Here is a 25,655-nt window from a genome sequence, read left to right as displayed (position 1 = left end):
AGCCCCTCCTGTCGGGCCCCGTCTGCCGGCCCTATGGCTTGACCGCGATACGGCCCTCATCCATACGGAGCAGGAGGAGCCGGGCGCCGGTCTTCTCCATGAATTCGTCCACCGCGCATTTCGACCCCTGCCACCAGCCGTAGTCGTCGATGAGGAGAACGCCGCCGCTGACCAACCGCGGGTAGAGATACTCGAGTTCATGGCGCGTCGACGCGTACCAGTCGGTGTCGAGCCGCAGGATCGAAATCCGCCCGGGGGCCGCTGCGGGAATGGTGTCCTCCACAAGCCCCTGGACGAAATGCACGCGATCCGCGGGGTACGGAATCCTTTCGAAGCCCTCTTTGACGTCCTCCAGCGTGGCGACCGCCCAGATGGGGCGGCTCCTGTCCTGTCTGGCGAGCAGATCGCCGGCGAATTCACCGTCCCGGCGAAGGTCCTTGTCGGTCGGCGCCGGCATTCCCTCGAACGTATCGAAGAGGTACAGGTGCCGCCCGGTGTCATGCAGGCTCAGCAGGGTGCGGGCGGCCGCCTGCATACTGCCGCCCCGCCACACTCCGCACTCGACGATGTCGCCGGCGATGTTGTGCCGACTGACGTAACGGGTGGCCAGAATCAGGGCATTGAGCCGTTCGGGCGAGGTCATCGTGTAGGGAGAAACGGCCCGGATGATGTCCTTGGCCGTGTCGTCGTAGTCGGCGGGGAATGTGGGCCCAGGAGCCGCCTCCTGCCTTTGAGGGGAAGTCCTCGGAGAATTCCGCGGAGAAGTCTGTGGGGACATCGATTCGGACATCGCTGAGGACTTCACCGGCCTCGGACGGCGGATTTCGTAGCCGGTGAGTCGTCTCAGGGTCGCGTTGACATTCTTACGCCACGTCATAAAGGCAACGTACGTCCCGAACCAGAAACCGGCAGCTTCACCAGCATCACGGCATCAGCGCCACGGCATTTCGTCAGCCGGTCCGGCGGATCAGCGCCAGATACATCGCGTCCGTCCCGTGCAGATGCGGCCACAGCTGTACGTCGGGGCCGTCGCCCAGCGCCGGTACGCCGGGCAACTGCGGCCGGGCGTCGAGCAGTTCGGCGGAGCCGTCGTACTGCTTGAGGGCGTCGTCGACGACCGCGCGGGTCTCGGCGAGGTGCGGCGAACAGGTGACGTAAGCGACGACCCCGCCGACCCGTACCGACGCGAGCGCCGTGCGCAGCAGCCCGCGCTGGAGCGGAGCGAAGGCGTCCAGGTCGTCGGGGCGGCGCCGCCAGCGGGCCTCGGGGCGGCGGCGCAGGGCGCCGAGTCCCGTGCACGGTACGTCCATCAGGACCCGGTCGAAGGAGCCGGGCCGCCACGGCGGACGCGTACCGTCGGCGGCGATGACCTGGTACGGCCCCGGGTTCCCGGCGAGCGCCCTGGCCACGAGCCCGGCCCGGTGCGGCTGCTTCTCGGCGGCGAGCAGTACGGCCCCGCGCTCGGCGGCGAGCCCGGCGAGCAGCGCCGCCTTGCCGCCCGGCCCCGCGCAGCCGTCGAGCCACGCCTTGTCGGGCCCGTCGAGGGGCGTGTTGGCAAGGGCGAGCGCCACGAGTTGGCTGCCCTCGTCCTGGACGCCGGCCCGGCCCTCCCGTACGGCTTCGATGGCGCCCGGTTCGCCGCCCTCGGAGAGCCGCACGGCGTACGGCGACCAGCGCCCGGGCAACGCGGCCTCGTCATCGAGTGCGTCGCGAAGTTCCCCGGCCGTGGCGCGTCCGGGCCGGGCGACGAGGGTCACCTCGGGCCGCTCGTTGTCGGCAGCGAGGAGGTCCTCGATCCCGTCGCGCCCGCCTCCGAGGGAGTCCCACAGCGCGGAGACGATCCACCGGGGGTGCGAGTGCACGACGGCGAGATGGTCCTCGGGGTCGTCGTCGTACGGCGGTGCCACCCGCTCCAGCCACCCGTCGAGGTCGTGCTGCGCGACCTTCCGCAGAACGGCGTTGACGAACTTGGCCCGCCCGTCACCGAGTACGACCCTGGCGAGCTCGACGGAGGCGGACACGGCGGCATGGCTGGGAATGCGCGTACCGAGCAACTGATGCACACCGAGGCTCAGCACATCGAGCACGGGAGGGTCGACCTCACTGAGCGGCCGGTCCACACAGGCCGCGATGACAGCGTCGTACGTCCCCTGCCGGCGCAGCGTCCCGTACACCAACTCCGTTGCCAGCGCTGCGTCCCGCCCGTCGAAGTCCCCCTTTTCCCGCGCCTTCCGCAGCAGCGGTGGCAGGACGAGATTGGCGTACGCGTCCCGCTCGTCCACGGCCCGCAAGGCCTCGAAGGCGAGCATCCGCACGGGGTCCTTCTTCGGACGGCGGTGAGGCTTGCCCTGCGGGCGACGACGACGGTCCTGCTCGTTCACGTAAAAGGTGCTCCGGATCTTGGAAGGGATACCAGTCCAGCGTACGTCGCCCCTTCTGAGCTCCTTGCTAGACCCCGACCCGCTCGTCGGAGGCGATCCGTGCCCCGCGTGCCCAGTCCGCCGCGCGCATCGGCTTCTTGCCCTGGGCCTGGACCCACAGAAGTTCGACGGCGTGCGAGCCGGTGCCGACGTACACGTTGTTCTTGGCGACGGACAGCTCGCCCGGGGCGAGGTCCGTGCGCTCGGGCACGAGCGCGACCTGGATGAGCTTGAGCCGCTCGCCGCGGAAGACGGTCCAGGCACCGGGCGCCGGGGTGCATCCCCGCACCACCCGGTCGACGCGCAACGCGGGCGCGGACCAGTCGATCTCCGCATCCTCGACAGTGATCTTCGGGGCGATCGTGACGCCCTCCGCCGGCTGCGGTACGGCCTTGAGCGTGCCGTCCGCGATCCCGTCCATCGTCGCGACGAGCAGCCCGGCACCCGCGAAGGCGAGCCGCGTCAGCAGATCCCCGCTGGTGTCGGTGGGCCGCACCTCTTCGGTGACGGTCCCGTACACGGGCCCGGAGTCGAGCCCCTCCTCGATCAGGAACGTGGACGCACCCGTGATCTCGTCCCCCGCCATCACCGCGTGCTGCACGGGCGCCGCCCCGCGCCAGGCGGGCAGCAACGAGAAGTGCAGGTTGACCCAGCCGTGGGCGGGGATGTCGAGCGCGACCCGGGGCAGCAACGCCCCGTACGCGACGACCGGGCAGCAGTCGGGCCCGATCTCCCGCAGCCGCTCGAGGAACTCCGGGTCCCGCGGCTTCACGGGCTTCAGCACCTCGATCCCGGCTTCCTCGGCCCGCTCGGCGACCGGACTCGCGACCAGCCTCCGCCCGCGCCCGGCCGGTGCGTCGGGCCGGGTGACGACGGCGGCCACCTCATGCCGCCCGGAGGCGATCAGGGCATCCAGAGCGGGAACGGCGACCTCGGGTGTACCGGCGAAGACGAGCTTCATGGGGTGGTTCGGGCCTCTCGGGCGAGGGTTGGACGCGGGCAACGCACAAGTCTATGGCGGCAGGACGCGAAAGATCCCACGACCGCGGCGGGAATGCCGCCGACGACAGCAAGGGCTACGCGGCCGTCGATCACGTCAGAAGGATGCGACGAGCCGGGCGAGCGGCGGGGGCGCCTGCCCGGCCGGCAACGCGTCCACGAGCAGCCGCGCGTATCGGACCTTGTGACCGCTGCGTCCCCCGAAGAACCGGCGCAACTGCGCCGTTATCGGCCGCTCTCGCTGTGCCGGCTGGCGTTGGAGGATCCGGAACGAGGCGAGCTGGCCCTGAGCCTCGATGACGTCGAGCACGGCGTCGGCCCCGAGGCAGCGGATGAGTTCGTCCTCCAGGTCGGCGTGACAGACGTGGAACCCGAGTTCGTCCAGCGAACCGGACCCGATGCCCGCCCGGGCGAGCGCGGTGGCGACGCCGCCCGACTCCCCCGCGTCACACAGGCCGAGCAACCGGTGGCCTGCGCCGTCCGGTCCGTAGCGGTCGAGGAAGTGGACGATGCTGGTCGCGCCTCCCATCGGCACGACCGTCACCCGCTGGGCTGTCAGATCATGGCCAACACGACCGGCCAGCGTCTCGACCGCCACCCGGTCGCTCTCGCCCTCGACCAGCACCGTCGTCGCCTGCATGGATCCAGTGTCGCGAACGCCGGTCATCGGGGACTCAGCACACAGAACTCATGGCCATCGGGATCGGCCATCACCACCCAGGGAACGTCGCCCTGGCCGATGTCGACGCGAGTCGCCCCGAGGGAGATGAGACGGTCGACCTCCGCCTGCTGATCACCACCGGCCGGTAGGGCGAGGTCGAAATGCAGCCGCTCCTTCCCCGTCTTCGGCATCAGCGGCGGACCGCCCCATGTGACCTTCGGGCCACCGTGCGGAGAGCGGATCGCGGTCTCCTGGTCTTGGTCCCAGACCAACGGCCAGCCCAGCGCCCGGCTCCAGAAGTACCCGACGTCCTGCGAACCGTCGCACGCGAGCGCTCCGATGAATCCGCAGTCGGCGAGGAAGTTGTTGCCCGGCTCGCTGACGCAGAACTCATTGCCTTCGGGGTCGGCGAGCACCACATGCCCCTCTTCCGGGCGTTGACCGACGTCGATGTGCCGGGCGCCCAGCTCAAGCGCCCTCGCCACCGTCTTCTGCTGGTCATCAAGGGATGTACTCGTCAGATCGAAGTGCAGCTGGTTCTGGCCGGTCTTCTTCGCCTGGCTCGGAAGAAAACGCATCCGGAACCCGGTGTCATCGCTCGGCAGAAGCACGATGCCCTCGGAGAGGTCATCGGATATCTCCCAGCCCAGGAAGCCGGCCCAGAAGCGCGCGAGACGGGGCGGGTCGTTCGCATCGAAGCAGAGCGCGTGAAGGTGAGAAGTCATCCCTGACGCTAGAACGCTCGGGAACCGCCACGCAACGCAATTTAGACCGACCGGCAATTGGAGGGCGGCAGGTCACAGGGCCCTCGCCGACGCCGAGCCGACAGCGCACCCCCAGGAGCGCACGCAAATGCCCACACGCCCCCACACCGTGACCAGCGGAGCGCACACGCGTTGGTCAAGAAAGAGTTGACCACAATGGGCCGCACCAGCGGCCCGATCCTTTTCAACGCCGGTTCGAGAGGCTTGTTCATGGCCGACCACGCAACCCACGACGCCCAGGCTCGGGCCAGCCTGCACTTGCTGGTGCGGGACATCGAGCGGGTCCGCCGGCAGGTGGACGCACTGCGCACGCTCACCGCCCAGTTGGGCAACGTCTACCGCCCGCGCCGCTCCGGCCCGTCCACAGGCTTCGTCGTCTACGGACGCGCCCCCGCCCCGACCGTCCGCCTCGCCCAGGAGCTGCGGGACAGTGTCGAGACACTGGTCACGGCCGCCGTGGACTTCGATCGCTCACTGGGTTTCTCGTGGGACGCGGTGGGCTCCGCACTCGGAGTCACCAAACAGGCGGTGCACCGCCGTTACGGCGCACGCCGCGCCGCTGCCCAGGCCGCCGCCGAGGCCGAGCGTGCCACGGAACCTTCGGGCTCCCGCACGGTCCCCGTCAACGCCGGCATGCCCACAGTCCCCGCGGCCCGCTCCACACCGCTGCCCACCCAGCCGACGGCCGGCAGCCCCGCCCTCCGCGACGAGGCGCGGCCAAGCGCCTTCCCGAGCCCGCGCAGCGGCTGACACCCGGCGGCTGATACCCGGCAACGCCCCCTCCGTCTGCCTCCCGACGACCATCGGGAGGCAGACGCGCGTCCGCAGGCAGATACGCGCAGGCAGGCGGACGAGCATCGGCTCCCCTGCCACCCGCTCACCCGATGTCCGGCGGATCAATCCGAACCCGTACGACGTCACTCCCCCCTTGAGCCATCCGAGCCGCCTGCGCGAACTTCAGCGCGGAAGCCAGCGCCGCCCCGCTGCCCGGCGGCACCCGGATCAACGCCCGCTCCCAGCGCTCCCCGACCGGCGGCGCCCCCGTACGCCGAGGTCGCCCCGCCTCCGTGACGGGCAACGGCACCGGCCCCAACACCTCGGCGTCGCCGGGCAGTTCGACCGCGGCCAGGAACCCGACGAGTGCCTCCGGCGTTCCGGACACGGCAGCCATCCGCGACACGGGCGGGAACCCCAACTCGGCCCGCTCGGACAGCTCACGAACCGCATGCCCGACGGGATCCCAGCGCACCAGCGCCTGCACGGGCCGCAGCGTCGGCTCGGCGACGACCACCACTTTTCCGCCGGCCTCCTGCGCTCGTACCAGCGAAGCCGCCCCGATCCACCGCCGCAGAGCGTCCTCGCCCGCCCGCAGATCGGGCCGCCCCAGCATCGCCCAGCCGTCGAGCAGCAGCGCCGCCGCGTAACCACCCTCGGCGACGGGCTCCGCTCCCGGCGTGCTCACGACGAGCGCGGGTGCCTCCGGCACCGTGTCCAGCACCTGCTCACGCCCCGAGGTCCGCACGGGCACGGCGGGAAACGCGCGTCCCAGCTCCTCGGCGGTCCGCCGCGCCCCCACGACCTGCGCCCGCAGCCGGAACCCACCACATTCGGGACAGTGCCAGGCCTCCTCGCCGCGTCCGCACCACCCACATCTCAGGCCCCCGGCGTCCTGGCCCTCCAAAGGCCCCGCGCAGTGCCGGCACCGCGCGGGCGCCCTGCACTGCGCACACGCCATCCGGGGTACGTAGCCACGCCGGGGCACCTGCACCAGTACGGGGCCGATCCGCAGCCCTTCCCGTACGGCCTGCCAGGCGAGCGTGGGCAGCCGCGCCGCCCTGGCCGCCTCGTCCCGCGCGAGGTCCCCGTCACTCACGGTCCGTACGAGGGGCGCCGTCGCCCGCACCTGCTCGCGCTCGGCGACGAGCGGTGCCGCCCAGCCGCTCTCGACGAGCTGCGCGGCCTCGACGGTGCAGCTCCAACTCCCCAGCAGAAAAGCGCACTTGTCGTGGGCGGCCCGCAGCAGCAGCACTTCCCGGGCATGCGGCTGCGGCGCGTGCGGCTCGCTGTGGCTGTCGTCCCCGTCGTCCCAGATGGCCACGAGCCCCAGATCCCGTACGGGCGCGAACATGGCGGCCCGGGTCCCCACCACAGCCCGTACGGATCCCCGCCGCACCGCGAGCCACTGCCGATACCGCTTCTCGGGCCCGGCCTCGGCCGTCAGCACCGCATGCCGCCCCTCCCCCAGCAGCGAGGTCAACGCGGCGTCCAGCCGGGCGACGGCCCGCCCGTCCGGCACGACGACCAGCGCGCCGCGCCCTGAAGCGAGCGTCGCCCCGACGGCCCGCGCGAGTTCGTCGGCCCACTCGGGCCCGGGCAGCGCGTTCCACACGGCTCGCGGTGCTCCGCCCGTCGCGAGCGAGCGGACGAAGGCCTCCCCGCGCCCGTACCGCGCCCATGACCCGACGTCAGGTGTCTCGGGCAACGGCAGCGGCGCCGGCGACGGCTTGCTTTCCGCCCGCGCGTTCCGCGGCGGCACGGCCAGTTGCAGCACATCGGCCAGACTTCCCGCATACCGATCGGCCACGGCCCGCGCGAGCCCCAGCAGCTCCTCACTCAACACGGGCTCGGGCGAGACGACTTGGGCCAGCGCGGCAAGCGGCCCCGAGTAATCGGACTCGGCAAGCCGCTCGATGAGAAACCCGTCGATCAGCCCCCCACCCTCACGCCGCCCTTCCCGCACCCGATGCCGCCCGGCCCCGAACCGCACCCGCACCCGCACCCCGGGCTGGGCCTCGGCGTCCAACTCCTCCGGAACGGCATAGTCGAAGTACCGGTCAAGATGCAGCACGCCCTTGTCGACGAGCACACGAGCAACGGGCAACTCTTTGGCGACCGCGGCCCCCCGCCAGGTTCGCGGCTTGGCCCGCGGTGCCTTGGCCTTCCGCACACTCTCCCGAATAAGCGCAAGCTGCTCGGGCGGCACACCCCCCGCCCCGTCGCCCTGCCCGTTCTCGCTGCTCACACCAGCATTGGTACCAGACGGCACTGACAGCGAGCCGAGCCGGTCTGACGCACCGAGGCCCGGCGCCCCTCAGGGACACCGGGCCTCGGAAAGAGCCGGAAACTACGGCAGGAGCCGGGAACTACAGGCCAGCTGCCCTCCGCAGCGCCTCCACCCGGTCCGTCTTCTCCCACGTGAAGTCGTCCAGCGCACGCCCGAAGTGACCGTACGCCGCGGTCTGGGCGTAGATCGGGCGCAACAGGTCGAGGTCACGGATGATCGCGGCGGGGCGGAGGTCGAAGACCTCGCTGATCGCCTTTTCGATCTTCTCGGCGTCGATCTTGGCGGTGCCGAAGGTCTCGACGAAGAGGCCGACGGGCTCGGCCTTGCCGATGGCGTAGGCGACCTGGACCTCGCAGCGGGTGGCGAGGCCTGCGGCGACGACGTTCTTGGCGACCCAGCGCATCGCGTACGCCGCCGAGCGGTCAACCTTGGACGGGTCCTTGCCGGAGAAGGCGCCGCCGCCGTGGCGGGCCATGCCGCCGTACGTGTCGATGATGATCTTGCGGCCGGTGAGGCCGGCGTCGCCCATCGGGCCGCCGATCTCGAAGCGGCCGGTGGGGTTCACCAGCAGGCGGTAGCCCTCGGTCTCCAGCTTGATGCCGTCGTCGAGGAGGGCCTTGAGCTCCGGCTCGACCACGAACTCGCGGATGTCGGGGGCCAGGAGCGAGTCCAGGTCGATGTCCTGGGCGTGCTGCGAGGAGACGACCACGGTGTCGAGGCGGACGGCCTTGTCGCCGTCGTACTCGATGGTGACCTGCGTCTTGCCGTCGGGGCGCAGGTAGGGGATCGTCCCGTTCTTGCGGACTTCCGAGAGCCGCTTGGACAGGCGGTGCGCCAGGTGGATCGGCAGCGGCATCAACTCGGGCGTCTCGTCGGTCGCGTAACCGAACATCAGGCCCTGGTCGCCCGCGCCCTGCTTGTCCAGCTCGTCCTCGTCGCCCTCGACACGCGTCTCGTACGCCGTGTCGACGCCCTGCGCGATGTCCGGGGACTGCGCGCCGATCGACACCGACACGCCGCAGGAGGCTCCGTCGAAGCCCTTCTTCGAGGAGTCGTAACCGATCTCGAGGATCTTGTCGCGCACCAGCTGCGCGATCGGCGCGTACGCCTTGGTCGTGACCTCGCCCGCCACGTGCACGAGGCCGGTCGTGATCAGCGTCTCGACAGCGACCCGGGACTTCGGGTCCTCGCGCAGAAGCGCGTCGAGAATGGTGTCGCTGATCTGGTCAGCGATCTTGTCGGGGTGACCCTCGGTCACAGACTCCGAGGTGAACAGACGACGGGACACAACGCTCCCTGGGGTTGCAGCGGCTGCTGGCTGATCATTGGTGGACGGATCGGGGGCTGCGCCCGCTGTCGTCCGGGGGTCAGTTTATCGGTCACGCTGGACCGCGGGTCCACCCCGTCTCGCGACTCGGAAGACCTGTGACCTGCGGCACGGGCATTCTGCCCAACGACGCCAGGTCTTCGCCAGGCTCCCAGGCCCGAATTCGCCGGTTTTGGAAGCCCGATGGACCACTTTCGACGGAACGAATCAGGCATTCAGTCCGGAACGTGTTCCGCAACGCACTCCGGGAAGACGGGGCATTCACTCCAGGCGTCGCGCCACAAGATCCCACACCGTCTCGGCCAGAGCTTCCTTGGGCCCGTACGGCACGGGGGTCTCGCCGCCGTCGGCGCCGAGCACGACCGCTTCGTTCTCCTCGGAACCGAAGGTCTTGCGCTCCCCCACCTCGTTCACGACGAGGAGATCGCACCCCTTGCGCTCCAGCTTCGTCCGCCCGTTGGCCAGGACGTCGTCCGTCTCGGCGGCGAAGCCGACGATCACCTGGCCGGAGCGGGCACGCTCGGCGGATATCTCGGCGAGGATGTCGGGATTACGGATCAGAGTGATCGGATCCGGGTCCTGGCCGTCCTTCTTCTTGATCTTTCCGGCCGCGTACGTCGCGGGCCGGAAGTCCGCGACGGCTGCCGCCATCACCACCGCGTCGGCGTCCGCGGCGGCCTTCAGCACCGCTTCGCGCAGCTGGACGGCCGTCTCGACCGGCACGACGTCCACGCCCGCCGGGTCCGGCATCCCGGTGTTCGCGGCGATCAGCGTGACCCGGGCACCCCGGGCCGCGGCGGTGCGCGCGAGGGCGTACCCCTGCTTGCCTGAGGAACGGTTGCCGAGGAAACGGACCGGGTCGAGCGGCTCGCGCGTCCCACCTGCGCTGACCACGACATGGCGACCCGCCAGATCGGGAACGACGGCCCCGCGTGCCAGCACCCGGCGACAGATCTCGAAGATCTCGCCGGGCTCCGGCAGCCGGCCCTTGCCCGTGTCCACGCCCGTCAGACGGCCGACGGCGGGCTCGATGACGACGGCACCGCGGCGGCGCAGTGTCGCCACGTTCTCTTGCGTGGCCGGGTGCTCCCACATCTCGGTGTGCATGGCGGGGGCGAAGACGACGGGGCAGCGGGCGGTGAGCAGGGTGTTGGTCAGCAGGTCGTCGGCCAGGCCGTGTGCCGCCTTCGCCAGCATGTCCGCGGTGGCGGGCGCCACGACCACCAGGTCGGCCTCCTGGCCGATGCGGACGTGCGGGACCTCGTGCACATCGGACCAGACCTCGGTCGAGACAGGGTGCCCGGAGAGTGCGGACCAGGTCGCGGCGCCGACGAAGTGGAGCGCCGACTCGGTCGGTACGACCCGCACGTCGTGTCCCGATTCGGTCAGCCGGCGCAGCAGCTCACACGCCTTGTACGCGGCGATGCCACCGCTGACTCCCAGTACGACCTTCGGCTTGTCCACCGTTTCTCCCCGGGTTCGTCTCGCCTGCGCCTGCGAACGTGTACGTACTCATGACACACCACAGGCCCGACAGCCGGGCTGCCGGGCCTGTGGAAAAGCCTGCTGCGATCTGCAGAAATTACTTACTGCGCACTACTTACTGCGCCGGGCCCTCAACGGCCTCGGACGTCAGCAGACCCGCGTTGATCTCGCGCAGGGCGATCGAGAGCGGCTTCTCGTGGACGTGCGTGTCCACGAGCGGACCGACGTACTCGAGGAGACCTTCGCCGAGCTGCGAGTAGTACGCGTTGATCTGACGGGCCCGCTTGGCCGCGTAGATCACGAGGCTGTACTTCGAGTCGGTGGCCTCGAGGAGCTCGTCGATCGGGGGGTTGATGATGCCCTCGGGCGCGGCAATGGAAGAGGACACGCTCTACCTTCCGAAAGATGGGATGAGATCGAAAACGATCACACTACGTCCATCAAGGCTAGCAGCTCACGCGCCACGTCCTCGACGGAGGTGTTGACCAGGGTGACGTCGAACTCCGACTCGGCCGCCAGCTCGATCTTCGCGGCGGCCAGTCGGCGCTCGATCACCTCGGGCGGCTCGGTGCCCCGCCCGGTGAGTCTGCGCACCAGCTCCTCCCAGGAGGGAGGAGCCAGGAACACCAGCTGGGCCTCGGGCATCGACTCGCGGACCAGACGCGCGCCCTGGAGGTCGATCTCCAGCAGGACGGGCTCACCGGCCTCCAGCCGTTCCATCACGGCGCCCCGCGGGGTGCCGTAGCGGTTGCCGGCGAACTCGGCCCACTCGAGCAGCTCGCCGTTGGCGATCAGCTTGTCCATTTCCTCGTCGCTGACGAAGAAGTACTGGACACCATGCCGCTCACCGGGGCGCGGTCTCCGGGTCGTCGCCGACACCGAGAGCCAGACCTCGGGGTGTTCCTTGCGCATATGAGCGACGACCGTGCTCTTGCCGACCCCGGAGGGGCCGGAGAGCACGGTCAGCCGCGGACGTGATTCCGGGGGTACGGGGGTCGTCCCCCGGGATGTTGCAGCCATGGAGCGATTATCCAGGTTCTCAGGAGTGCCCGAGAACGTCAGGCGGGACCGCCGCCGAACTCGCGCTCGAGAGACGCGATCTGGTTGGAGCCGAGACCACGCACGCGGCGGCTCTCGGAGATCCCGAGTCGCTCCATGATCTGCTTGGCGCGGACCTTGCCCACGCCAGGCAGGGACTCCAGGAGGGCGGAGACCTTCATCTTGCCGATGACGTCGTTCTCCTGGCCCTGCTTGATGACCTCGTGAAGGGAGGCGCCGGAGTGCTTGAGTCGATTCTTGACCTCGGCCCGCTCCCGGCGAGCCGCGGCGGCCTTTTCGAGCGCGGCTGCGCGCTGTTCAGGGGTAAGGGGCGGAAGAGCCACGCCTACGTCACCTCGGATGTCGAACTGTCGGATACGGACCGGTGAGGAACCTAGTCGCCCCTCACCTGGGGAGCAACGAGCAACGCTTCTTGCCCGTCCCCACTCGTCGGAGACTAGCGGCCAAGTCCGCCGGAGTCAGCGAGAACAGCGGAAAAGTCCTGGTCAGCCTCCATTGAACCCGACATTCGGGGCATAATGCTCCGGATTTGAGGATGTATTCAGACGTGGGACGTCCACGAGGACCTCACCGAAGGCGCTGGGCCGCCGCCGCAACCGCCCTGATGTCCTCCGCGAACCGCTCCGCGGACGCGCGTAGCGCGCCGACATCGGGTCCGTGACGCAGAACACCTCGGCTCACGTTCGGGACCACACGGCGCACCGCCGCCCCAAAGACGCCCGGAAGATCGGCCGGGGTCGCACCCTGAGCACCGATGCCGGGCGCGAGGAGCGGCCCGTTGATGTCGAGGTCGTACGAGGAGAGGTCGCCCAGCGTGGCGCCCACGACCGCGCCGAAGGAGCCCATGGGGGCCTCCCCCGCGTTCTCCTCGGCGAGGTGCGCGAGCATCGTGGCGCCGACGTTCCTGCGGGCCGCGTCGTCGGGCCGTACCGCGTGCTGCACCTCGCCACCCTCCGGGTTGGAGGTGAGCGCGAGCACGAACAGCCCGGCACCGCTCTCGCGCGCGAGCTCGACGGCAGGCTTCAGCGATCCGTAGCCGAGATATGGGGAAACGGTCAGCGCGTCCGAGAACAGCGGCGAACCCTTCTCCAGGAAGGCGGAGGCGTACGCGGCCATGGTCGAGCCGATGTCGCCACGCTTGGCATCCATGACGACGAGCGCCCCGGCGGCCCGGGCCTCCTCGACCGACTTCTCCAGTACGGCGATGCCACGCGACCCGAAGCGCTCGAAGAACGCGCTCTGCGGCTTCAGTACGGCGACCCGGTCGGCCAGCGCCTCGACGACGGTACGGCTGAAACGCTCCAGGCCCGCGATGTCGTCGTTCAGACCCCAGTCGGTGAGCAGCGAGGCGTGCGGGTCGATGCCGACGCAGAGCGGACCGCGCTCGTCCATGGCACGGCGCAGACGGGCGCCGAAAGGCTCCACAGGACTCATACCGCGGCCTTCCTCACGTCGGCGCCGACCGCGTCGGCGAGGGTGGCATACGGGCTCGTACGCAGGCGGGCGGCGAGTCCCTTGTGGATCGCGCGGCTCCAGAAGGGGCCCTCGTAGATGAAGGCGCTGTACCCCTGGACCAGGGTGGCGCCGGCCAGGATGCGCTGCCAGACGTCCTCGGCGTTCTCGATGCCGCCGACGCCCACAAGCGTGATGTCGTCGCCCACGCGCGCGTAGAGGCGACGCAGCACCTCCAGGGAGCGCGATTTGAGCGGCGCGCCGGAGAGGCCACCGGCCTCCTTCACGAGGGAAGGTTCGGATGTCAAACCGAGTCCCTCGCGCGCGATGGTGGTGTTCGTGGCAATGATCCCGTCCAGGCCGAGCTCCACAGCGAGGTCGGCGACGGCGTCGATGTCCTCGTCTGCGAGATCGGGGGCGATCTTCACCAGCAGCGGGACGCGGCGCTCGGTCACGGCCTGGTCGGCGGCCTCGCGAACGGCGCTCAGCAGGGGGCGCAGATGATCCACCGCCTGCAGATTCCTGAGGCCCGGCGTGTTCGGCGAGGAAACGTTGACCACCAGGTAGTCGGCGTACCGGGCAAGCCGCTGCGTCGACTTCACATAGTCGCCGACCGCCTCTGCCTCGGGCACGACCTTGGTCTTGCCGATGTTGACGCCCACGACGGTCCCGAAGACCGCCTCACGGCCTGCCAGACGCTCCGCCACGGCCGCAGAGCCTTCGTTGTTGAACCCCATGCGGTTGATCAGCGCCCGGTCCGGGACGAGCCGGAACAGCCGCTTACGAGGATTGCCGGGCTGCGGCTCCCCCGTGACCGTGCCGATCTCGACGTGGTCGAAGCCGAGCATCGACATCCCGTCGACCGCGATCGCGTTCTTGTCGAAGCCGGCCGCGAGTCCGAACGGCCCGTGCATCCGCTGCCCGAAGGCCTCGGTGCGCAACTCCTTGTGGCGCGGGGCGAGAGCCGCCGCGACGAACGTACGCAGCACGGGGATGCGGGCGGCGAGGCGGATCCAGGCGACGGCCAGGTGATGGGCCCGCTCCGGGTCCATCCGTTTGAAGAGCAAACTGAAGAACAGTCGGTACATGGCGTCAGTCCCGCGCCGCTGTGAGGTGCTCCGCGTGTTCCTGGAGCGAACGGACGCCCACGTCCCCGTGGTTGAGCGCGTCGATGCCCTGGACGGCGGCTGCGAGCGCCTGCACCGTCGTCAGGCAGGGCACGGAGCGGGCCACGGCGGCCGTACGGATGTCATAGCCGTCGAGGCGGCCACCGGTGCCGTACGGCGTGTTGACGATCAGGTCGACCTCGCCCTCATGGATGAGCTGGACGATCGTCCGCTCGCCGTTCGGGCCGGTGCCCTCGCTCTGCTTGCGGACGACGGTGGCGTGGATGCCGTTGCGCTTGAGCACCTCGGCCGTGCCGGACGTGGCGAGCAACTCGAAGCCGTGGGCGACCAGTTCACGCGCCGGGAAGATCATCGAGCGCTTGTCGCGGTTGGCGACGGAGATGAAGGCGCGGCCCTTGGTCGGCAGCGGACCGTACGCGCCCGCCTGCGACTTGGCGTACGCCGTGCCGAACACCGAGTCGATGCCCATGACTTCACCGGTGGAGCGCATCTCCGGGCCCAGGATGGTGTCGACGCCCCGCCCGTGGATGTCGCGGAAGCGCGACCACGGCATGACGGCCTCCTTGACGGAGATCGGCGCGTCCAGCGGCAGCGTGCCGCCGTCGCCGCTCGCCGGGAGCAGTCCCTCGGCGCGCAGTCCGGCGATGGTCGCGCCCAGCGAGATCCGGGCGGCGGCCTTGGCGAGCGGCACCGCGGTCGCCTTGGAGGTGAAGGGGACGGTGCGCGAGGCACGCGGGTTGGCTTCGAGGACGTACAGGATGTCCCCCGCCATCGCGAACTGGATGTTGATCAGTCCGCGGACGCCAACGCCCTTCGCGATGGCTTCCGTTGATGCCCGCAGCCGCTTGATGTCGAAGCCGCCCAGCGTGATCGGCGGCAGCGCGCACGCCGAGTCGCCGGAGTGGATACCGGCCTCCTCGATGTGCTCCATGACGCCGCCGAGGTACAGCTCGTGGCCGTCGTACAGCGCGTCCACGTCGATCTCGATCGCGTCGTCGAGGAAGCGGTCGACCAGGACCGGGCGCGACGGGGAGATCTCGGTCGACTCGGCGATGTACGCCTCCAGCCGCGTCTCGTCGTACACGATCTCCATGCCTCGCCCGCCGAGCACGTACGAGGGCCGTACGAGGACGGGGTAGCCGATCTCGTCCGCGATGGACTTGGCGCCCGCGAAGGTCGTCGCGGTGCCGTGCTTGGGAGCCGGCAGCCCCGCCTCGGCGAGCACCTGGCCGAAGGCGCCGCGGTCCTCGGCGGCGTGGATCGCCTCGGGCGGCGTGCCCACCACCGGGACGCCGTTGTCCTTCAGCGCCTGCGACAGACCCAGCGGGGTCTGTCCGCCGAGCTGCACGATGACGCCCGCGATCGGCCCGGCCAGGGACTCCGCGTGGACGATCTCCAGTACGTCCTCCAGCGTGAGCGGCTCGAAGTACAGCCGGTCGGAGGTGTCGTAGTCCGTGGAGACGGTCTCCGGGTTGCAGTTGACCATCACGGTCTCGTACCCGGCGTCGCTCAGCGCGAAGGAGGCGTGGACGCAGGAGTAGTCGAACTCGATGCCCTGGCCGATGCGGTTGGGCCCGGAGCCCAGGATGATCACCGCGGGCTTCTCGCGGGAGGCGACCTCGTTCTCCTCGTCGTACGAGGAGTAGAAGTACGGCGTCTTCGCGGCGAACTCGGCGGCGCAGGTGTCGACCGTCTTGTAGACCGGGCGCACGCCGAGCGCGTGCCGGACCTCGCGGACGACGTCCTCGCGCAGGCCGCGGATCTCGGCGATCTGGACGTCGGAGAAGCCGTGGCGCTTCGCTTCCGCCAGCAGGGACGGGTCCAGCCTGTCGGCGGCTGCCAGCTCGTCCGCGATCTCCTTGATGAGGAACAGCTGGTCGACGAACCACGGATCGATCTTCGTCGACTCGAAGACCTCCTCCTGGGTCGCGCCCGCGCGGATGGCCTGCATGACGCAGTTGATCCGCCCGTCGGTCGGCCGGACCGCCTCCTCCAGGAGCGCCTTCTTGTCCCCGGGCTCCCCGACGAACGTGAACTGCGAGCCCTTCTTCTCCAGCGACCGCAGCGCCTTCTGCAGGGCCTCGGTGAAGTTGCGGCCGATGGCCATGGCCTCGCCGACCGACTTCATGGTCGTCGTCAGCGTGGAGTCGGCCTGCGGGAACTTCTCGAAGGCGAAGCGCGGCGCCTTCACGACGACGTAGTCGAGCGTCGGCTCGAAGGACGCCGGTGTCTTCTCGGTGATGTCGTTCGGGATCTCGTCGAGCGTGTAGCCGACGGCGAGCTTCGCGGCGATCTTGGCGATCGGGAAGCCGGTCGCCTTGGAGGCGAGGGCGGACGACCGGGACACGCGAGGGTTCATCTCGATGACGATGACCCGGCCGTCCTCGGGGTTCACCGCGAACTGGATGTTGCAGCCGCCGGTGTCGACGCCGACCTCGCGGATGACGGCGATGCCGATGTCGCGCAGGATCTGGTACTCGCGGTCGGTGAGCGTCATCGCCGGGGCGACGGTGATCGAGTCGCCGGTGTGCACGCCCATCGGGTCGAAGTTCTCGATGGAGCAGACGACCACGACGTTGTCGTGCTTGTCGCGCATCAGCTCCAGCTCGTACTCCTTCCAGCCGAGGATGGACTCCTCCAGGAGCACCTCGGTGGTCGGGGACAGCGTGAGCCCCTGGCCGGCGATGCGGCGCAGCTCGTCCTCGTTGTGCGCGAAGCCGGAGCCGGCGCCGCCCATGGTGAAGGAAGGCCGGACGACGACCGGGTAACCGCCGAGTGTGTCGACGCCCTTGAGGACGTCGTCCATGGAGTGGCAGATCACCGACCGGGCGGACTCGCCGTGCCCGATCTTCCCCTTCACCGCGTCCACGACCTCCTTGAAGAGATCGCGATCCTCGCCCTTGTTGATCGCCTCGACGTTGGCGCCGATCAGCTCGACGCCGTACTCGTCGAGCGTCCCGGCCTCGTGCAGCGAGATGGCCGTGTTGAGGGCCGTCTGGCCGCCCAGGGTGGGCAGCAGCGCGTCCGGCCGCTCCTTGGCGATGATCTTCTCGACGAACTCCGGGGTGATCGGCTCGACATACGTCGCGTCGGCGATCTCCGGGTCCGTCATGATCGTCGCGGGGTTGGAGTTGACGAGGATGACCCTGAGGCCCTCGGCCTTGAGGACACGGCAGGCCTGGGTGCCGGAGTAGTCGAACTCGGCGGCCTGGCCGATGACGATCGGGCCGGAGCCGATGACCAGGACGGACTGGATATCGGTGCGCTTAGGCACGCTGGGCTCCCTTTTCTGCCATGAGCTCTACGAAGCGGTCGAACAGGTAGGCCGCGTCGTGCGGGCCTGCCGCCGCTTCGGGGTGGTACTGGACGCTGAACGCCGGCTGGTCGAGCAGCTGGAGCCCCTCGACGACCTGGTCGTTCAGGCAGACGTGCGAGACCTCGGCACGCCCGTAGGGGGTGTCGCTGACGCGGTCGAGCGGCGCGTCGACGGCGAACCCGTGGTTGTGCGCGGTGACCTCGACCTTGCCGGTCGTACGGTCCTGGACCGGCTGGTTGATGCCCCGGTGGCCGTACTTCAGCTTGTACGTGCCGAAGCCGAGCGCGCGGCCGAGGATCTGGTTGCCGAAGCAGATGCCGAAGAGGGGCGTCTTGCGCTCGAGGACTTCCCGCATCAGGGAAACGGGGTGTTCGGCCTTCTCCGGATCGCCGGGACCGTTGGAGAAGAACACGCCGTCGGGGCCGACCGCGTAGATATCCTCGGCGGTCGCGGTGGCGGGCAGCACATGCACCTCGATGCCGCGCTCGGCCATACGGTGCGGGGTCATGCCCTTGATGCCGAGGTCCACGGCGGCGACGGTGAACTTCTTCTCGCCGAGGGCGGGAACGACGTACGCCTCAGTCGTGGCGACCTCCTCGTAGAGGCTGGCGCCCTTCATCTCGGGGGCCTGGCGCACCTCAGCGAGCATCGTGCCCTCGTCGGGCAGCGCGTTCCCGGAGAAGATCCCGACGCGCATGGCGCCGCGCTCGCGCAGGTGACGGGTGAGCGCCCGGGTGTCGATGCCGGAGATCCCGACGACGTCCTGCCGGGCGAGCTCCTCGTCGAGCGAGCGGCGGGAGCGCCAGTTGGAGGGCACGCGCGCGGGGTCGCGTACGACATAGCCGGCGACCCAGATCCGCTTCGACTCGGGGTCCTCGTCGTTGACGCCGGTGTTGCCGACGTGCGGGGCGGTCATCACGACGACCTGACGGTGGTACGAGGGGTCGGTGAGGGTCTCCTGGTAGCCGGTCATCCCGGTGGAGAAGACGGCCTCTCCGAAGGTCACCCCCACGGCCCCGTAGGCGCGGCCGCGGAAGATCCGGCCGTCCTCCAGGACGAGTACGGCGGGAGTTCTGGAGGCTCCCCTGGTGGAGGTGGTCATCGTGCGCCTTCCGTCTTGTTGCTGTCCTTGTTGATCATCTGGTTCAGGGTCGCGACCCACTCGTTGTGCTCGGCCGCGTGGTCGGAACGGAACCCGGAGTCGAGCAGCCTGTCGCCGTGCTCCCAGGTGACGACCAGCAGGCCGCCCTCGGTGAGGACCTTGCCCGCGATGCCCTTGTCGAGCCGTGCCTCGCGCAGCGCCTCGAGAGGCATGAAGAAGTCGGCCGCTCCGGGGCGTACGACATCCAGGCCCGCGTCCGTCAGCATGAGTTCGACCCGGCTGCGGGTGCCCAGGCCGTGCGCCACGATGCGGTCGAGCCACTGACCGGCAGTGGTGGAGCCGTGGTAGCGGCCGCTCATCGTCAGCTTCACCGGACCGGGCTCGTCCGGCGCCTGGGGCAGCTCGGGCAGGTCGCCCTGGAGCGTGCCGCGCCACTTCCAGCCCTCGCGCATCAGCCAGTAGACGAGGGCGACGAAGAGCGCGAGGCCCACGAGCCAGCCGATGCGGGCGGCCCAGTCGGTCACTTCCGCCGACTTCTGTTCCGCGGCGTACGTCAGTTGCGTCAGTGGTGTCACGCGAGCTTCCCGTCGACGAGCGTGGCGCGGCCCCGCAGCCATGTGTGCGTGACACGGCCCGGCAGCTCACGACCCTCGTACGGAGTGTTGCGGCTGCGCGACGCGAAGCCCGTGGGGTCCACGTTCCCACGGTATGCCGGATCGACCAGCGTGAGGTTGGCGGGCTCACCTGCCGAGACGGGACGGCCGTGGCCTGTCGCCCCGCCGATCCGGGCGGGCTTGAAGGACATCCGGTCCGCGACGCCGGCCCAGTCGAGCAGCCCGCTGTCGACCATCGTCTGCTGGACCACGGACAGCGCGGTCTCCAGGCCGACCATGCCCATGGCCGCCGCGGCCCACTCGCAGTCCTTGTCCTCGTGCGGGTGCGGGGCGTGGTCGGTGGCGACGATGTCGATCGTGCCGTCGGCGAGCGCCTCGCGCAGGGCCATCACGTCGCGCTCGGTGCGCAGCGGCGGATTGACCTTGTAGACCGGGTTGTACGAGCGGACCAGCTCATCGGTGAGGAGCAGGTGGTGCGGGGTGACCTCGGCGGTCACGTCGATGCCGCGGGACTTGGCCCAGCGCACGATCTCCACCGAGCCGGCGGTCGACAGATGGCAGATGTGCACCCGGGAGTGCACGTGCTCGGCGAGCAGCACATCGCGCGCGATGATCGACTCCTCGGCGACGGCGGGCCAGCCGCCGAGCCCCAACTCGGCCGAGACGACGCCCTCGTTCATCTGGGCGCCCTCGGTCAGCCGCGGCTCCTGCGCGTGCTGGGCCACGACACCGCCGAAGGCCTTCACGTACTCCAGCGCCCGACGCATGATCACGGCGTCGTCCACGCACTTGCCGTCGTCGGAGAAGACGGTGACGCCGGCCGCCGACTCGTGCATGGCGCCCAGTTCGGCGAGCTTCTTGCCCTCCAGGCCGACGGTGACGGCCCCGATGGGCTGCACATCGCAGTAGCCGTGCTGCTGGCCCAGCCGGTAGACCTGCTCGACCACACCGGCGGTGTCGGCGACCGGGAAGGTGTTGGCCATGGCGAACACGGCCGTGTAACCGCCGCTCGCGGCAGCCCGCGTACCGGTCAGGACGGTCTCGGAGTCCTCACGCCCGGGCTCGCGCAGGTGGGTGTGGAGATCGACGAGGCCCGGCAGAAGCACCTTGCCTTCGGCCTCGACGACCTCGGCTCCCTCGGCGGGAAGTCCGGCACCGACCTCCACGATGGTGTCGCCGTCGATCAGGACGTCCTGCGGCTCGCCGCCGAGCACCTTCGCACCACGGATCAGGATCTTGCTCATGTGTCTTACTTCTCCTCGGTACGGCTGTGGGTGACGGCGGGCTCATTGCCGCCCAGGAGCAGGTACAGGACCGCCATGCGGATCGAGACACCATTCGCCACCTGCTCGATGGCGGTGCAACGGTCGGAGTCGGCGACCTCGGCGGTGATCTCCATGCCGCGGACCATCGGCCCGGGGTGCATCACGATGGCGTGCTCGGGCATCCGCGCCATACGGTCGCCGTTGAGGCCGTAGCGCCGTGAGTACTCGCGCTCGGTCGGGAAGAAGGCCGCGTTCATCCGCTCGCGCTGGACGCGCAGCATCATCACCGCGTCGGACTTGGGCAGCGTGCTGTCGAGGTCGTACGACACCTCGCAGGGCCAGGTTTCGACGCCGACCGGCAGCAGGGTGGGCGGGGCGACGAGGGTGACCTCGGCGCCGAGGGTGTGCAGCAGGTCGACGTTCGAGCGGGCGACCCGGCCGTGCAGGATGTCGCCGACGATCGTGATGCGCTTGCCTGCGAGGTCCTGCCCGAGCCCGGCGTCCCGTCCGACGAGGCGGCGCCGCATCGTGAAGGCATCGAGCAGGGCCTGCGTGGGGTGCTGGTGGGTGCCGTCGCCGGCGTTGATGACGGCGGCGTCGATCCAGCCGGAGGTCGCGAGGCGGTACGGGGCTCCGGAGGCGCCGTGCCGGATGACAACGGCGTCGACGCCCATCGCCTCCAGGGTCTGGGCGGTGTCCTTCAGGGACTCGCCCTTGGAGACGCTGGACCCCTTGGCAGTGAAGTTGATCACATCCGCGGAGAGGCGCTTCTCGGCGGCCTCGAACGAGATCCTGGTACGGGTCGAGTCCTCGAAGAAGAGGTTGACGACGGTGCGGCCGCGCAGGGTCGGCAGTTTCTTGATCGGCCGGTCGGCGACCCGGGCCATCTCCTCGGCGGTGTCGAGGATCAGGACGGCGTCGTCGCGGGTGAGGTCGGCGGCCGAGATGAGATGACGCTGCATCTGTCAGGCTCCGTAAGGCAGTTCAGTTCGGGAGGCGAGGGCCCGGCGGGAGGTCGCAGCCGGGCAGGCGGGCGCGCACAGGCACACTCGGGGGCTTACGGCAGGGACGTACGCCGGAGTGCTACTGCTGCGCGCCCGGTGAGGCCTGCTTGGCGCCGAGCAGCACGGTGTCGCGACCGTCCTCCTCGGCGAGCAGGACCTTGACCGTCTCCCGCAGCGACGTGGGGAGGTTCTTGCCGACGTAGTCGGCGCGGATCGGGAGTTCGCGATGGCCTCGGTCGACGAGCACCGCGAGCTGCACGGCGCGCGGACGGCCGATGTCGTTCAGCGCGTCGAGCGCGGCGCGGATGGTGCGGCCGGAGAAGAGCACGTCGTCGACGAGGACGACCAGACGACCGTCGATGCCGTCACCTGGAATGTCGGTGCGGGCCAGCGCACGCGGCGGATGCATACGCAGGTCGTCGCGGTACATGGTGATGTCGAGCGAGCCGACCGGGATCTTGCGGTCGGTGATCTCCTCGAGCTTGGCGGCGAGCCGCTGGGCGAGGAAGACGCCCCGCGTCGGAATGCCGAGAAGCACCACGTCGTCGGCGCCCTTGGCGCGCTCGACGATCTCGTGGGCGATGCGGGTCAACACCCGCGCGATGTCCGGGCCTTCGAGCACGGGCCGGGCATCGGACTGCTGCGTGTCCATACGAGACGGACCTCCTTCTCCGCCTCACGGGACGGACCTTAAAGGACGTCGGAATTGCGCCACCAACGCTACCAGCCCGGCAACGGCCCTGATCACCCCCCTGGAGTCACTCGCCCACCACCTGACGCATTTCTCCGGGGCCGGCACGTAAGGGCCGGGCGTGACCATTCGGCTTGACGGGGAAGAGTAACGCTGCGTAACCTCACAGTGAGTCACCAGCCGCGCGGCAAAACCGCACGTCGACACAGTGTCCGGGGAGCTATATGTCCAGCGAATACGCCAAACAGCTCGGGGCCAAGCTCCGCGCGATCCGTACCCAGCAGGGCCTTTCCCTCCACGGCGTCGAGGAGAAGTCCCAGGGCCGCTGGAAGGCGGTCGTGGTCGGTTCCTACGAGCGCGGCGACCGCGCCGTGACCGTACAGCGCCTCGCCGAGCTGGCGGACTTCTATGGCGTTCCGGTGCAGGAACTGCTGCCGGGCACCACGCCGGGCGGCGCCGCCGAGCCGCCGCCGAAGCTGGTCCTGGACCTGGAGCGGCTGGCCCACGTCCCGGCCGAGAAGGCGGGCCCCCTGCAGCGTTATGCCGCCACGATCCAGTCCCAGCGCGGCGACTACAACGGCAAGGTGCTCTCCATCCGCCAGGACGACCTGCGCACCCTCGCCGTCATCTACGACCAGTCCCCCTCAGTCCTCACCGAGCAGCTGATCAACTGGGGTGTCCTGGACGCGGACGCGCGCCGCGCGGTCTCCCACGAGGAGGGCTGACCGGCGTCGGCCCTGTGAAGAAACGTGCCGTCGGGGTGGACCGGAACCTGAGCGTTCCGGTCCACCCCGACGGTTTTGTGTCGGCCCACGCAGAACGTCCGCGCAGAACACTCCGGAGGGCCCACAGCCGGCGCTGTGGGCCCTCCGTGACGACCTGTGGTGCTACTCGTCCCGGCGCAGCGACGGCTTCAGGGTCTTGAAGCGGCCGAGGAGGCCGTTCACGAAGGCCGGGGACTCGTCCGTGGAGAACTCCTTCGCGAGCTGGACCATCTCGTCGAGGACGACGGCGTCCGGAGTCTCGTCGACCCAGATCAGCTCGTACGCGCCGAGGCGCAGGATGTTGCGGTCGACGACCGGCATCCTGTCCAGCGTCCAGTCGACCGCGTACTGCGCGATGAGCTCGTCGATGCGCCGCTCGTACTTCGCGTAGCCCTCGACAAGCTGCATCGTGTACTCACTCACCGGCGGCTGCCGGGTGTCGGTCCGGGAGTGCCGGATCCAGTCCGCGAGGACCGTCAGGACGTCCACGCCGCGCTGGTCACCTTCGAAGAGGATCTGGAAGGCGCGCTTGCGGGCCGTGTTGCGGGCAGCCACGGTTAGCTGTTCACCCGGCCGAGGTAGTCGCTCGAGCGGGTGTCGACCTTGATCTTCTCGCCGGTGGTGATGAAGAGCGGCACGTTGATCTGGTGGCCGGTCTCCAGGATGGCGGGCTTGGTGCCGCCGGTGGAGCGGTCGCCCTGGACGCCCGGCTCGGTCTCCTGGACGCTCAGCTCGACGGCGGCCGGGAGCTCGACGAAGAGCACCTCGCCCTCGTGCTGCGCGACGGTGGCCGTGAAGCCCTCGACGAGGAAGTTGGCGGCGTCGCCAACAGCCTTCCGGTCGACCATGAGCTGGTCGTAGGTCTCCATGTCCATGAAGACGAAGTACTCGCCGTCCATGTACGAGAACTGCATGTCACGCTTGTCGACGGTGGCCGTTTCGACCTTGACGCCGGCGTTGAACGTCTTGTCGACGACCTTGCCGGAGAGCACGTTCTTGAGCTTGGTGCGCACGAAGGCCGGGCCCTTGCCGGGCTTGACGTGCTGGAACTCGACGACGGACCAGAGCTGGCCGCCTTCGAGCTTGAGCACCAGGCCGTTCTTGAGGTCGTTCGTGGAAGCCACGGTTGCGGAATCTCCTGGACTGACGTGGACGACCCCGGGGCAGGCGCACAGCTCGAAGCTAGAGCGCGAGCAGCTCCTTGGTCGTGATGGTGAGTAGCTCGGGTCCGCCGTCCGCCTCAGGGCGTACGACGAGCGTGTCATCGATCCGGACACCGCCCCGGCCCGGGAGGTGGACCCCCGGTTCGACGGTGACCGGCACGCAAGCGTCCAGTTTACCCATGGCCGCGGGGGCCAGCTGAGGGTCCTCATCGATTTCGAGCCCTACACCGTGCCCGGTCAGCGGAGAAAGGCCGTGCCCGTACCCCGCGGAGTCCAGCACCTGCCGGGCGGCGCGGTCCACGTCGCGGTATTCGGCGCCGGGGATGAGCGCCTCGCGGCCGGCCCGTTGGGCGGCGAAGACGAGGTCGTAGAGCTCGATCTGCCAGTCGGCGGGCGAGGTGCCGATCACGAACGTACGGCCGATCTCGCAGCGATAGCCGCGATAGGTCGCCCCCAGGCACACGGAGAGGAAGTCGCCCTCCTCGACCCGTCGGTCGGTTGGACGGTGGCCGCGACGCCCCGAGTTCGGTCCGGTGCCGACGGAGGTCGCGAAGGCCGGGCCGTCGGCGCCGTGGTCGACGAGGCGGCGCTCCAGCTCCAGGGCGAGGTGGCGCTCGGTGCGGCCGACGAGGATCGACTCGAGGAGTTCGCTCAGGGCCTGGTCGGCGATCTCGGCACCGATCCGGAGGCAGGAGATCTCCTCGTCGTCCTTGACGACGCGCAGCTGCTCGACGGCGCCGCCGAGGTCGGTCAGGCGCAGGCGGGGTGTCACGGAGCGGATGGCTCTGTGGCGGGCCACGGTCAGGTGGTGTTCCTCGACGGCCAGTGACTCGGCGCCGTGCGCCACGGCGAGGTCGGCTGCGGCGACAGCCGGGTCGCCACGGCCGTCGCCGGCTCCCGGCAGCGTCTGGATCCGCAGGGCTTCGTCGGGGTGCTCGTCGTCGGGGGGTGCGCCGAGCGGGCCCGCGTCGAGGGGACCCGCGCACAGCATCAGGTCCGTTCCCTTGCCCAGCAGCAGAACGGCGCCGCGGGGGGCTGCGCCCGCGAGGTAGCGGACGTTGGCGGGACGGGACACCAGCGCGGTGGCGCTGCCGCCGGCTGCGCATCGCTCCCGGAGCCGTTCGCGGCGGGCCGCGTACACCTCTGACATGACCCGAGCCTACGAGGGCTGGGCGGATGGTGCCGGTTCTGGTTGGGCCGGGTGGGGATCGCCTCCGGCGGTTGGGCGGGGTGCCTACGGGGGTGGTTCGTTTGGTTCGTGGGCGGGTGCGGGTTGTGGGTGGCTGGTCGCGCCGTTCCCCGCGCCCCTGGGGTGGGTGGTGGGTGCGGGGTCGTGGGCCGGTGCGTCAGCCCGTCGCAGGCCGGGCATACGGCCCTG

Annotated in this window: 23 protein-coding genes and 1 pseudogene; 2 read left to right on the top strand and 22 right to left on the bottom strand. The window is 69.9% G+C overall.

Going from position 1 to position 25,655, the window contains the following annotated elements:
• Positions 1-31 precede the first annotated feature (31 nt).
• From OP79_RS20850 to OP79_RS20830, 5 genes and pseudogenes are all read right to left on the bottom strand, one after another.
• Positions 32-709, bottom strand: a pseudogene (locus OP79_RS20850) (TylF/MycF/NovP-related O-methyltransferase); the annotation flags it as partial.
• A 241-nt stretch (positions 710-950) separates the two neighbouring features.
• Positions 951-2,381: an RsmB/NOP family class I SAM-dependent RNA methyltransferase gene (locus OP79_RS20845; protein ID WP_033321806.1), complete on the bottom strand. Its 1,431-nt coding sequence runs from the start codon at positions 2,379-2,381 to the stop codon at positions 951-953.
• A 67-nt stretch (positions 2,382-2,448) separates the two neighbouring features.
• Positions 2,449-3,381: a methionyl-tRNA formyltransferase gene (gene fmt, locus OP79_RS20840; protein ID WP_033321805.1), complete on the bottom strand. Its 933-nt coding sequence runs from the start codon at positions 3,379-3,381 to the stop codon at positions 2,449-2,451.
• A gap of 135 nt (positions 3,382-3,516) precedes the next feature.
• On the bottom strand, positions 3,517-4,059 hold the full coding sequence (locus OP79_RS20835) for a TOPRIM nucleotidyl transferase/hydrolase domain-containing protein (protein WP_033321886.1): 543 nt from the start codon (positions 4,057-4,059) through the stop codon (positions 3,517-3,519).
• A 23-nt stretch (positions 4,060-4,082) separates the two neighbouring features.
• Positions 4,083-4,805: a VOC family protein gene (locus OP79_RS20830; RefSeq protein ID WP_033321804.1), complete on the bottom strand. Its 723-nt coding sequence runs from the start codon at positions 4,803-4,805 to the stop codon at positions 4,083-4,085.
• Positions 4,806-5,054: 249 nt separating this feature from the next.
• On the opposite strand from OP79_RS20830, the gene OP79_RS20825 reads away from it, so the two are divergent.
• The gene (locus OP79_RS20825; RefSeq protein WP_033321885.1) at positions 5,055-5,594 is read left to right on the top strand and encodes a hypothetical protein; all 540 of its coding nucleotides are present in this window, start codon (positions 5,055-5,057) and stop codon (positions 5,592-5,594) included.
• 127 nt (positions 5,595-5,721) lie between these two features.
• On the opposite strand, the gene OP79_RS20820 is transcribed toward OP79_RS20825, so the two are convergent.
• The 14 genes from OP79_RS20820 to pyrR form a co-directional block, all read right to left on the bottom strand.
• Positions 5,722-7,866, bottom strand: coding sequence for a primosomal protein N' (locus OP79_RS20820; protein WP_033321803.1), 2,145 nt, complete (start codon positions 7,864-7,866; stop codon positions 5,722-5,724).
• Positions 7,867-7,987: 121 nt separating this feature from the next.
• Positions 7,988-9,196: a methionine adenosyltransferase gene (metK, locus tag OP79_RS20815; RefSeq protein WP_033321802.1), complete on the bottom strand. Its 1,209-nt coding sequence runs from the start codon at positions 9,194-9,196 to the stop codon at positions 7,988-7,990.
• Between the two features lie 300 nt (positions 9,197-9,496).
• On the bottom strand, positions 9,497-10,699 hold the full coding sequence (coaBC, locus tag OP79_RS20810; RefSeq protein WP_033321801.1) for a bifunctional phosphopantothenoylcysteine decarboxylase/phosphopantothenate--cysteine ligase CoaBC: 1,203 nt from the start codon (positions 10,697-10,699) through the stop codon (positions 9,497-9,499).
• 136 nt (positions 10,700-10,835) lie between these two features.
• Positions 10,836-11,108, bottom strand: coding sequence for a DNA-directed RNA polymerase subunit omega (gene rpoZ / locus OP79_RS20805; protein WP_033321800.1), 273 nt, complete (start codon positions 11,106-11,108; stop codon positions 10,836-10,838).
• A gap of 38 nt (positions 11,109-11,146) precedes the next feature.
• Entirely contained in the window at positions 11,147-11,740 is a 594-nt protein-coding gene (gmk, locus tag OP79_RS20800) for a guanylate kinase (RefSeq protein ID WP_051744788.1), read from the bottom strand.
• A 38-nt stretch (positions 11,741-11,778) separates the two neighbouring features.
• Entirely contained in the window at positions 11,779-12,102 is a 324-nt protein-coding gene (locus tag OP79_RS20795; RefSeq protein ID WP_003956414.1) for an integration host factor, read from the bottom strand.
• Between the two features lie 244 nt (positions 12,103-12,346).
• Positions 12,347-13,213, bottom strand: coding sequence for an orotidine-5'-phosphate decarboxylase (gene pyrF, locus OP79_RS20790; RefSeq protein WP_033321798.1), 867 nt, complete (start codon positions 13,211-13,213; stop codon positions 12,347-12,349).
• Positions 13,210-14,319 (bottom strand): quinone-dependent dihydroorotate dehydrogenase, encoded by a 1,110-nt coding sequence (locus OP79_RS20785; protein WP_033321797.1) that lies wholly within the window; start codon positions 14,317-14,319, stop codon positions 13,210-13,212. Before OP79_RS20785 ends, pyrF begins: the two co-directional genes overlap by 4 nt.
• A gap of 4 nt (positions 14,320-14,323) precedes the next feature.
• Complete coding sequence (gene carB / locus OP79_RS20780) at positions 14,324-17,632, bottom strand: carbamoyl-phosphate synthase large subunit (RefSeq protein ID WP_033321796.1); 3,309 nt, start codon at positions 17,630-17,632, stop codon at positions 14,324-14,326.
• Complete coding sequence (gene carA / locus OP79_RS20775) at positions 17,625-18,776, bottom strand: glutamine-hydrolyzing carbamoyl-phosphate synthase small subunit (RefSeq protein ID WP_033321795.1); 1,152 nt, start codon at positions 18,774-18,776, stop codon at positions 17,625-17,627. The genes carB and carA overlap by 8 nt, the downstream gene beginning before the upstream one ends.
• Complete coding sequence (locus OP79_RS20770; protein WP_033321794.1) at positions 18,773-19,351, bottom strand: PH-like domain-containing protein; 579 nt, start codon at positions 19,349-19,351, stop codon at positions 18,773-18,775. Before OP79_RS20770 ends, carA begins: the two co-directional genes overlap by 4 nt.
• Complete coding sequence (locus OP79_RS20765) at positions 19,348-20,634, bottom strand: dihydroorotase (protein ID WP_033321793.1); 1,287 nt, start codon at positions 20,632-20,634, stop codon at positions 19,348-19,350. Before OP79_RS20765 ends, OP79_RS20770 begins: the two co-directional genes overlap by 4 nt.
• Before the next feature lie 5 nt (positions 20,635-20,639).
• Complete coding sequence (locus tag OP79_RS20760; protein ID WP_033321792.1) at positions 20,640-21,617, bottom strand: aspartate carbamoyltransferase catalytic subunit; 978 nt, start codon at positions 21,615-21,617, stop codon at positions 20,640-20,642.
• A 121-nt stretch (positions 21,618-21,738) separates the two neighbouring features.
• Positions 21,739-22,311, bottom strand: coding sequence for a bifunctional pyr operon transcriptional regulator/uracil phosphoribosyltransferase PyrR (gene pyrR / locus OP79_RS20755; RefSeq protein ID WP_033321791.1), 573 nt, complete (start codon positions 22,309-22,311; stop codon positions 21,739-21,741).
• A 263-nt stretch (positions 22,312-22,574) separates the two neighbouring features.
• Between pyrR and bldD the strand changes: the two genes are divergently transcribed.
• The gene (gene bldD / locus OP79_RS20750) at positions 22,575-23,075 is read left to right on the top strand and encodes a transcriptional regulator BldD (protein ID WP_033321790.1); all 501 of its coding nucleotides are present in this window, start codon (positions 22,575-22,577) and stop codon (positions 23,073-23,075) included.
• 162 nt (positions 23,076-23,237) lie between these two features.
• On the opposite strand, the gene nusB is transcribed toward bldD, so the two are convergent.
• The 3 genes from nusB to OP79_RS20735 are packed head-to-tail and all read right to left on the bottom strand — an operon-like array spanning position 23,238 to position 25,427.
• Positions 23,238-23,669, bottom strand: a complete 432-nt coding sequence (gene nusB / locus OP79_RS20745) for a transcription antitermination factor NusB (RefSeq protein WP_033321789.1) — start codon at positions 23,667-23,669, stop codon at positions 23,238-23,240.
• Positions 23,670-23,671: 2 nt separating this feature from the next.
• On the bottom strand, positions 23,672-24,238 hold the full coding sequence (gene efp, locus OP79_RS20740) for an elongation factor P (protein ID WP_033321788.1): 567 nt from the start codon (positions 24,236-24,238) through the stop codon (positions 23,672-23,674).
• A 58-nt stretch (positions 24,239-24,296) separates the two neighbouring features.
• Complete coding sequence (locus OP79_RS20735) at positions 24,297-25,427, bottom strand: aminopeptidase P family protein (RefSeq protein WP_033321787.1); 1,131 nt, start codon at positions 25,425-25,427, stop codon at positions 24,297-24,299.
• Between the last annotated feature and the right edge of the window lie 228 nt (positions 25,428-25,655).

It is taken from the genome of Streptomyces yerevanensis, from assembly GCF_000716805.1.
GTDB lineage: Bacteria > Actinomycetota > Actinomycetes > Streptomycetales > Streptomycetaceae > Streptomyces > Streptomyces flaveus.
This window is presented reverse-complemented; position numbering and strand designations above follow the sequence as displayed.

Excerpts from the sequence above, each read along its gene's own strand:
- fmt (WP_033321805.1), bottom strand. The coding sequence starts at position 3,381 with ATGAAGCTCGTCTTCGCCGGTACACCCGAGGTCGCCGTTCCCGCTCTG.
- OP79_RS20835 (WP_033321886.1), bottom strand. The coding sequence starts at position 4,059 with ATGCAGGCGACGACGGTGCTGGTCGAGGGCGAGAGCGACCGGGTGGCG.
- OP79_RS20830 (WP_033321804.1), bottom strand. The coding sequence starts at position 4,805 with ATGACTTCTCACCTTCACGCGCTCTGCTTCGATGCGAACGACCCGCCC.
- OP79_RS20825 (WP_033321885.1), top strand. The coding sequence starts at position 5,055 with ATGGCCGACCACGCAACCCACGACGCCCAGGCTCGGGCCAGCCTGCAC.
- gmk (WP_051744788.1), bottom strand. The coding sequence starts at position 11,740 with ATGGCTGCAACATCCCGGGGGACGACCCCCGTACCCCCGGAATCACGT.
- pyrF (WP_033321798.1), bottom strand. The coding sequence starts at position 13,213 with ATGAGTCCTGTGGAGCCTTTCGGCGCCCGTCTGCGCCGTGCCATGGAC.
- OP79_RS20785 (WP_033321797.1), bottom strand. The coding sequence starts at position 14,319 with ATGTACCGACTGTTCTTCAGTTTGCTCTTCAAACGGATGGACCCGGAG.
- carA (WP_033321795.1), bottom strand. The coding sequence starts at position 18,776 with ATGACCACCTCCACCAGGGGAGCCTCCAGAACTCCCGCCGTACTCGTC.
- OP79_RS20765 (WP_033321793.1), bottom strand. The coding sequence starts at position 20,634 with ATGAGCAAGATCCTGATCCGTGGTGCGAAGGTGCTCGGCGGCGAGCCG.
- OP79_RS20760 (WP_033321792.1), bottom strand. The coding sequence starts at position 21,617 with ATGCAGCGTCATCTCATCTCGGCCGCCGACCTCACCCGCGACGACGCC.
- pyrR (WP_033321791.1), bottom strand. The coding sequence starts at position 22,311 with ATGGACACGCAGCAGTCCGATGCCCGGCCCGTGCTCGAAGGCCCGGAC.
- bldD (WP_033321790.1), top strand. The coding sequence starts at position 22,575 with ATGTCCAGCGAATACGCCAAACAGCTCGGGGCCAAGCTCCGCGCGATC.
- OP79_RS20735 (WP_033321787.1), bottom strand. The coding sequence starts at position 25,427 with ATGTCAGAGGTGTACGCGGCCCGCCGCGAACGGCTCCGGGAGCGATGC.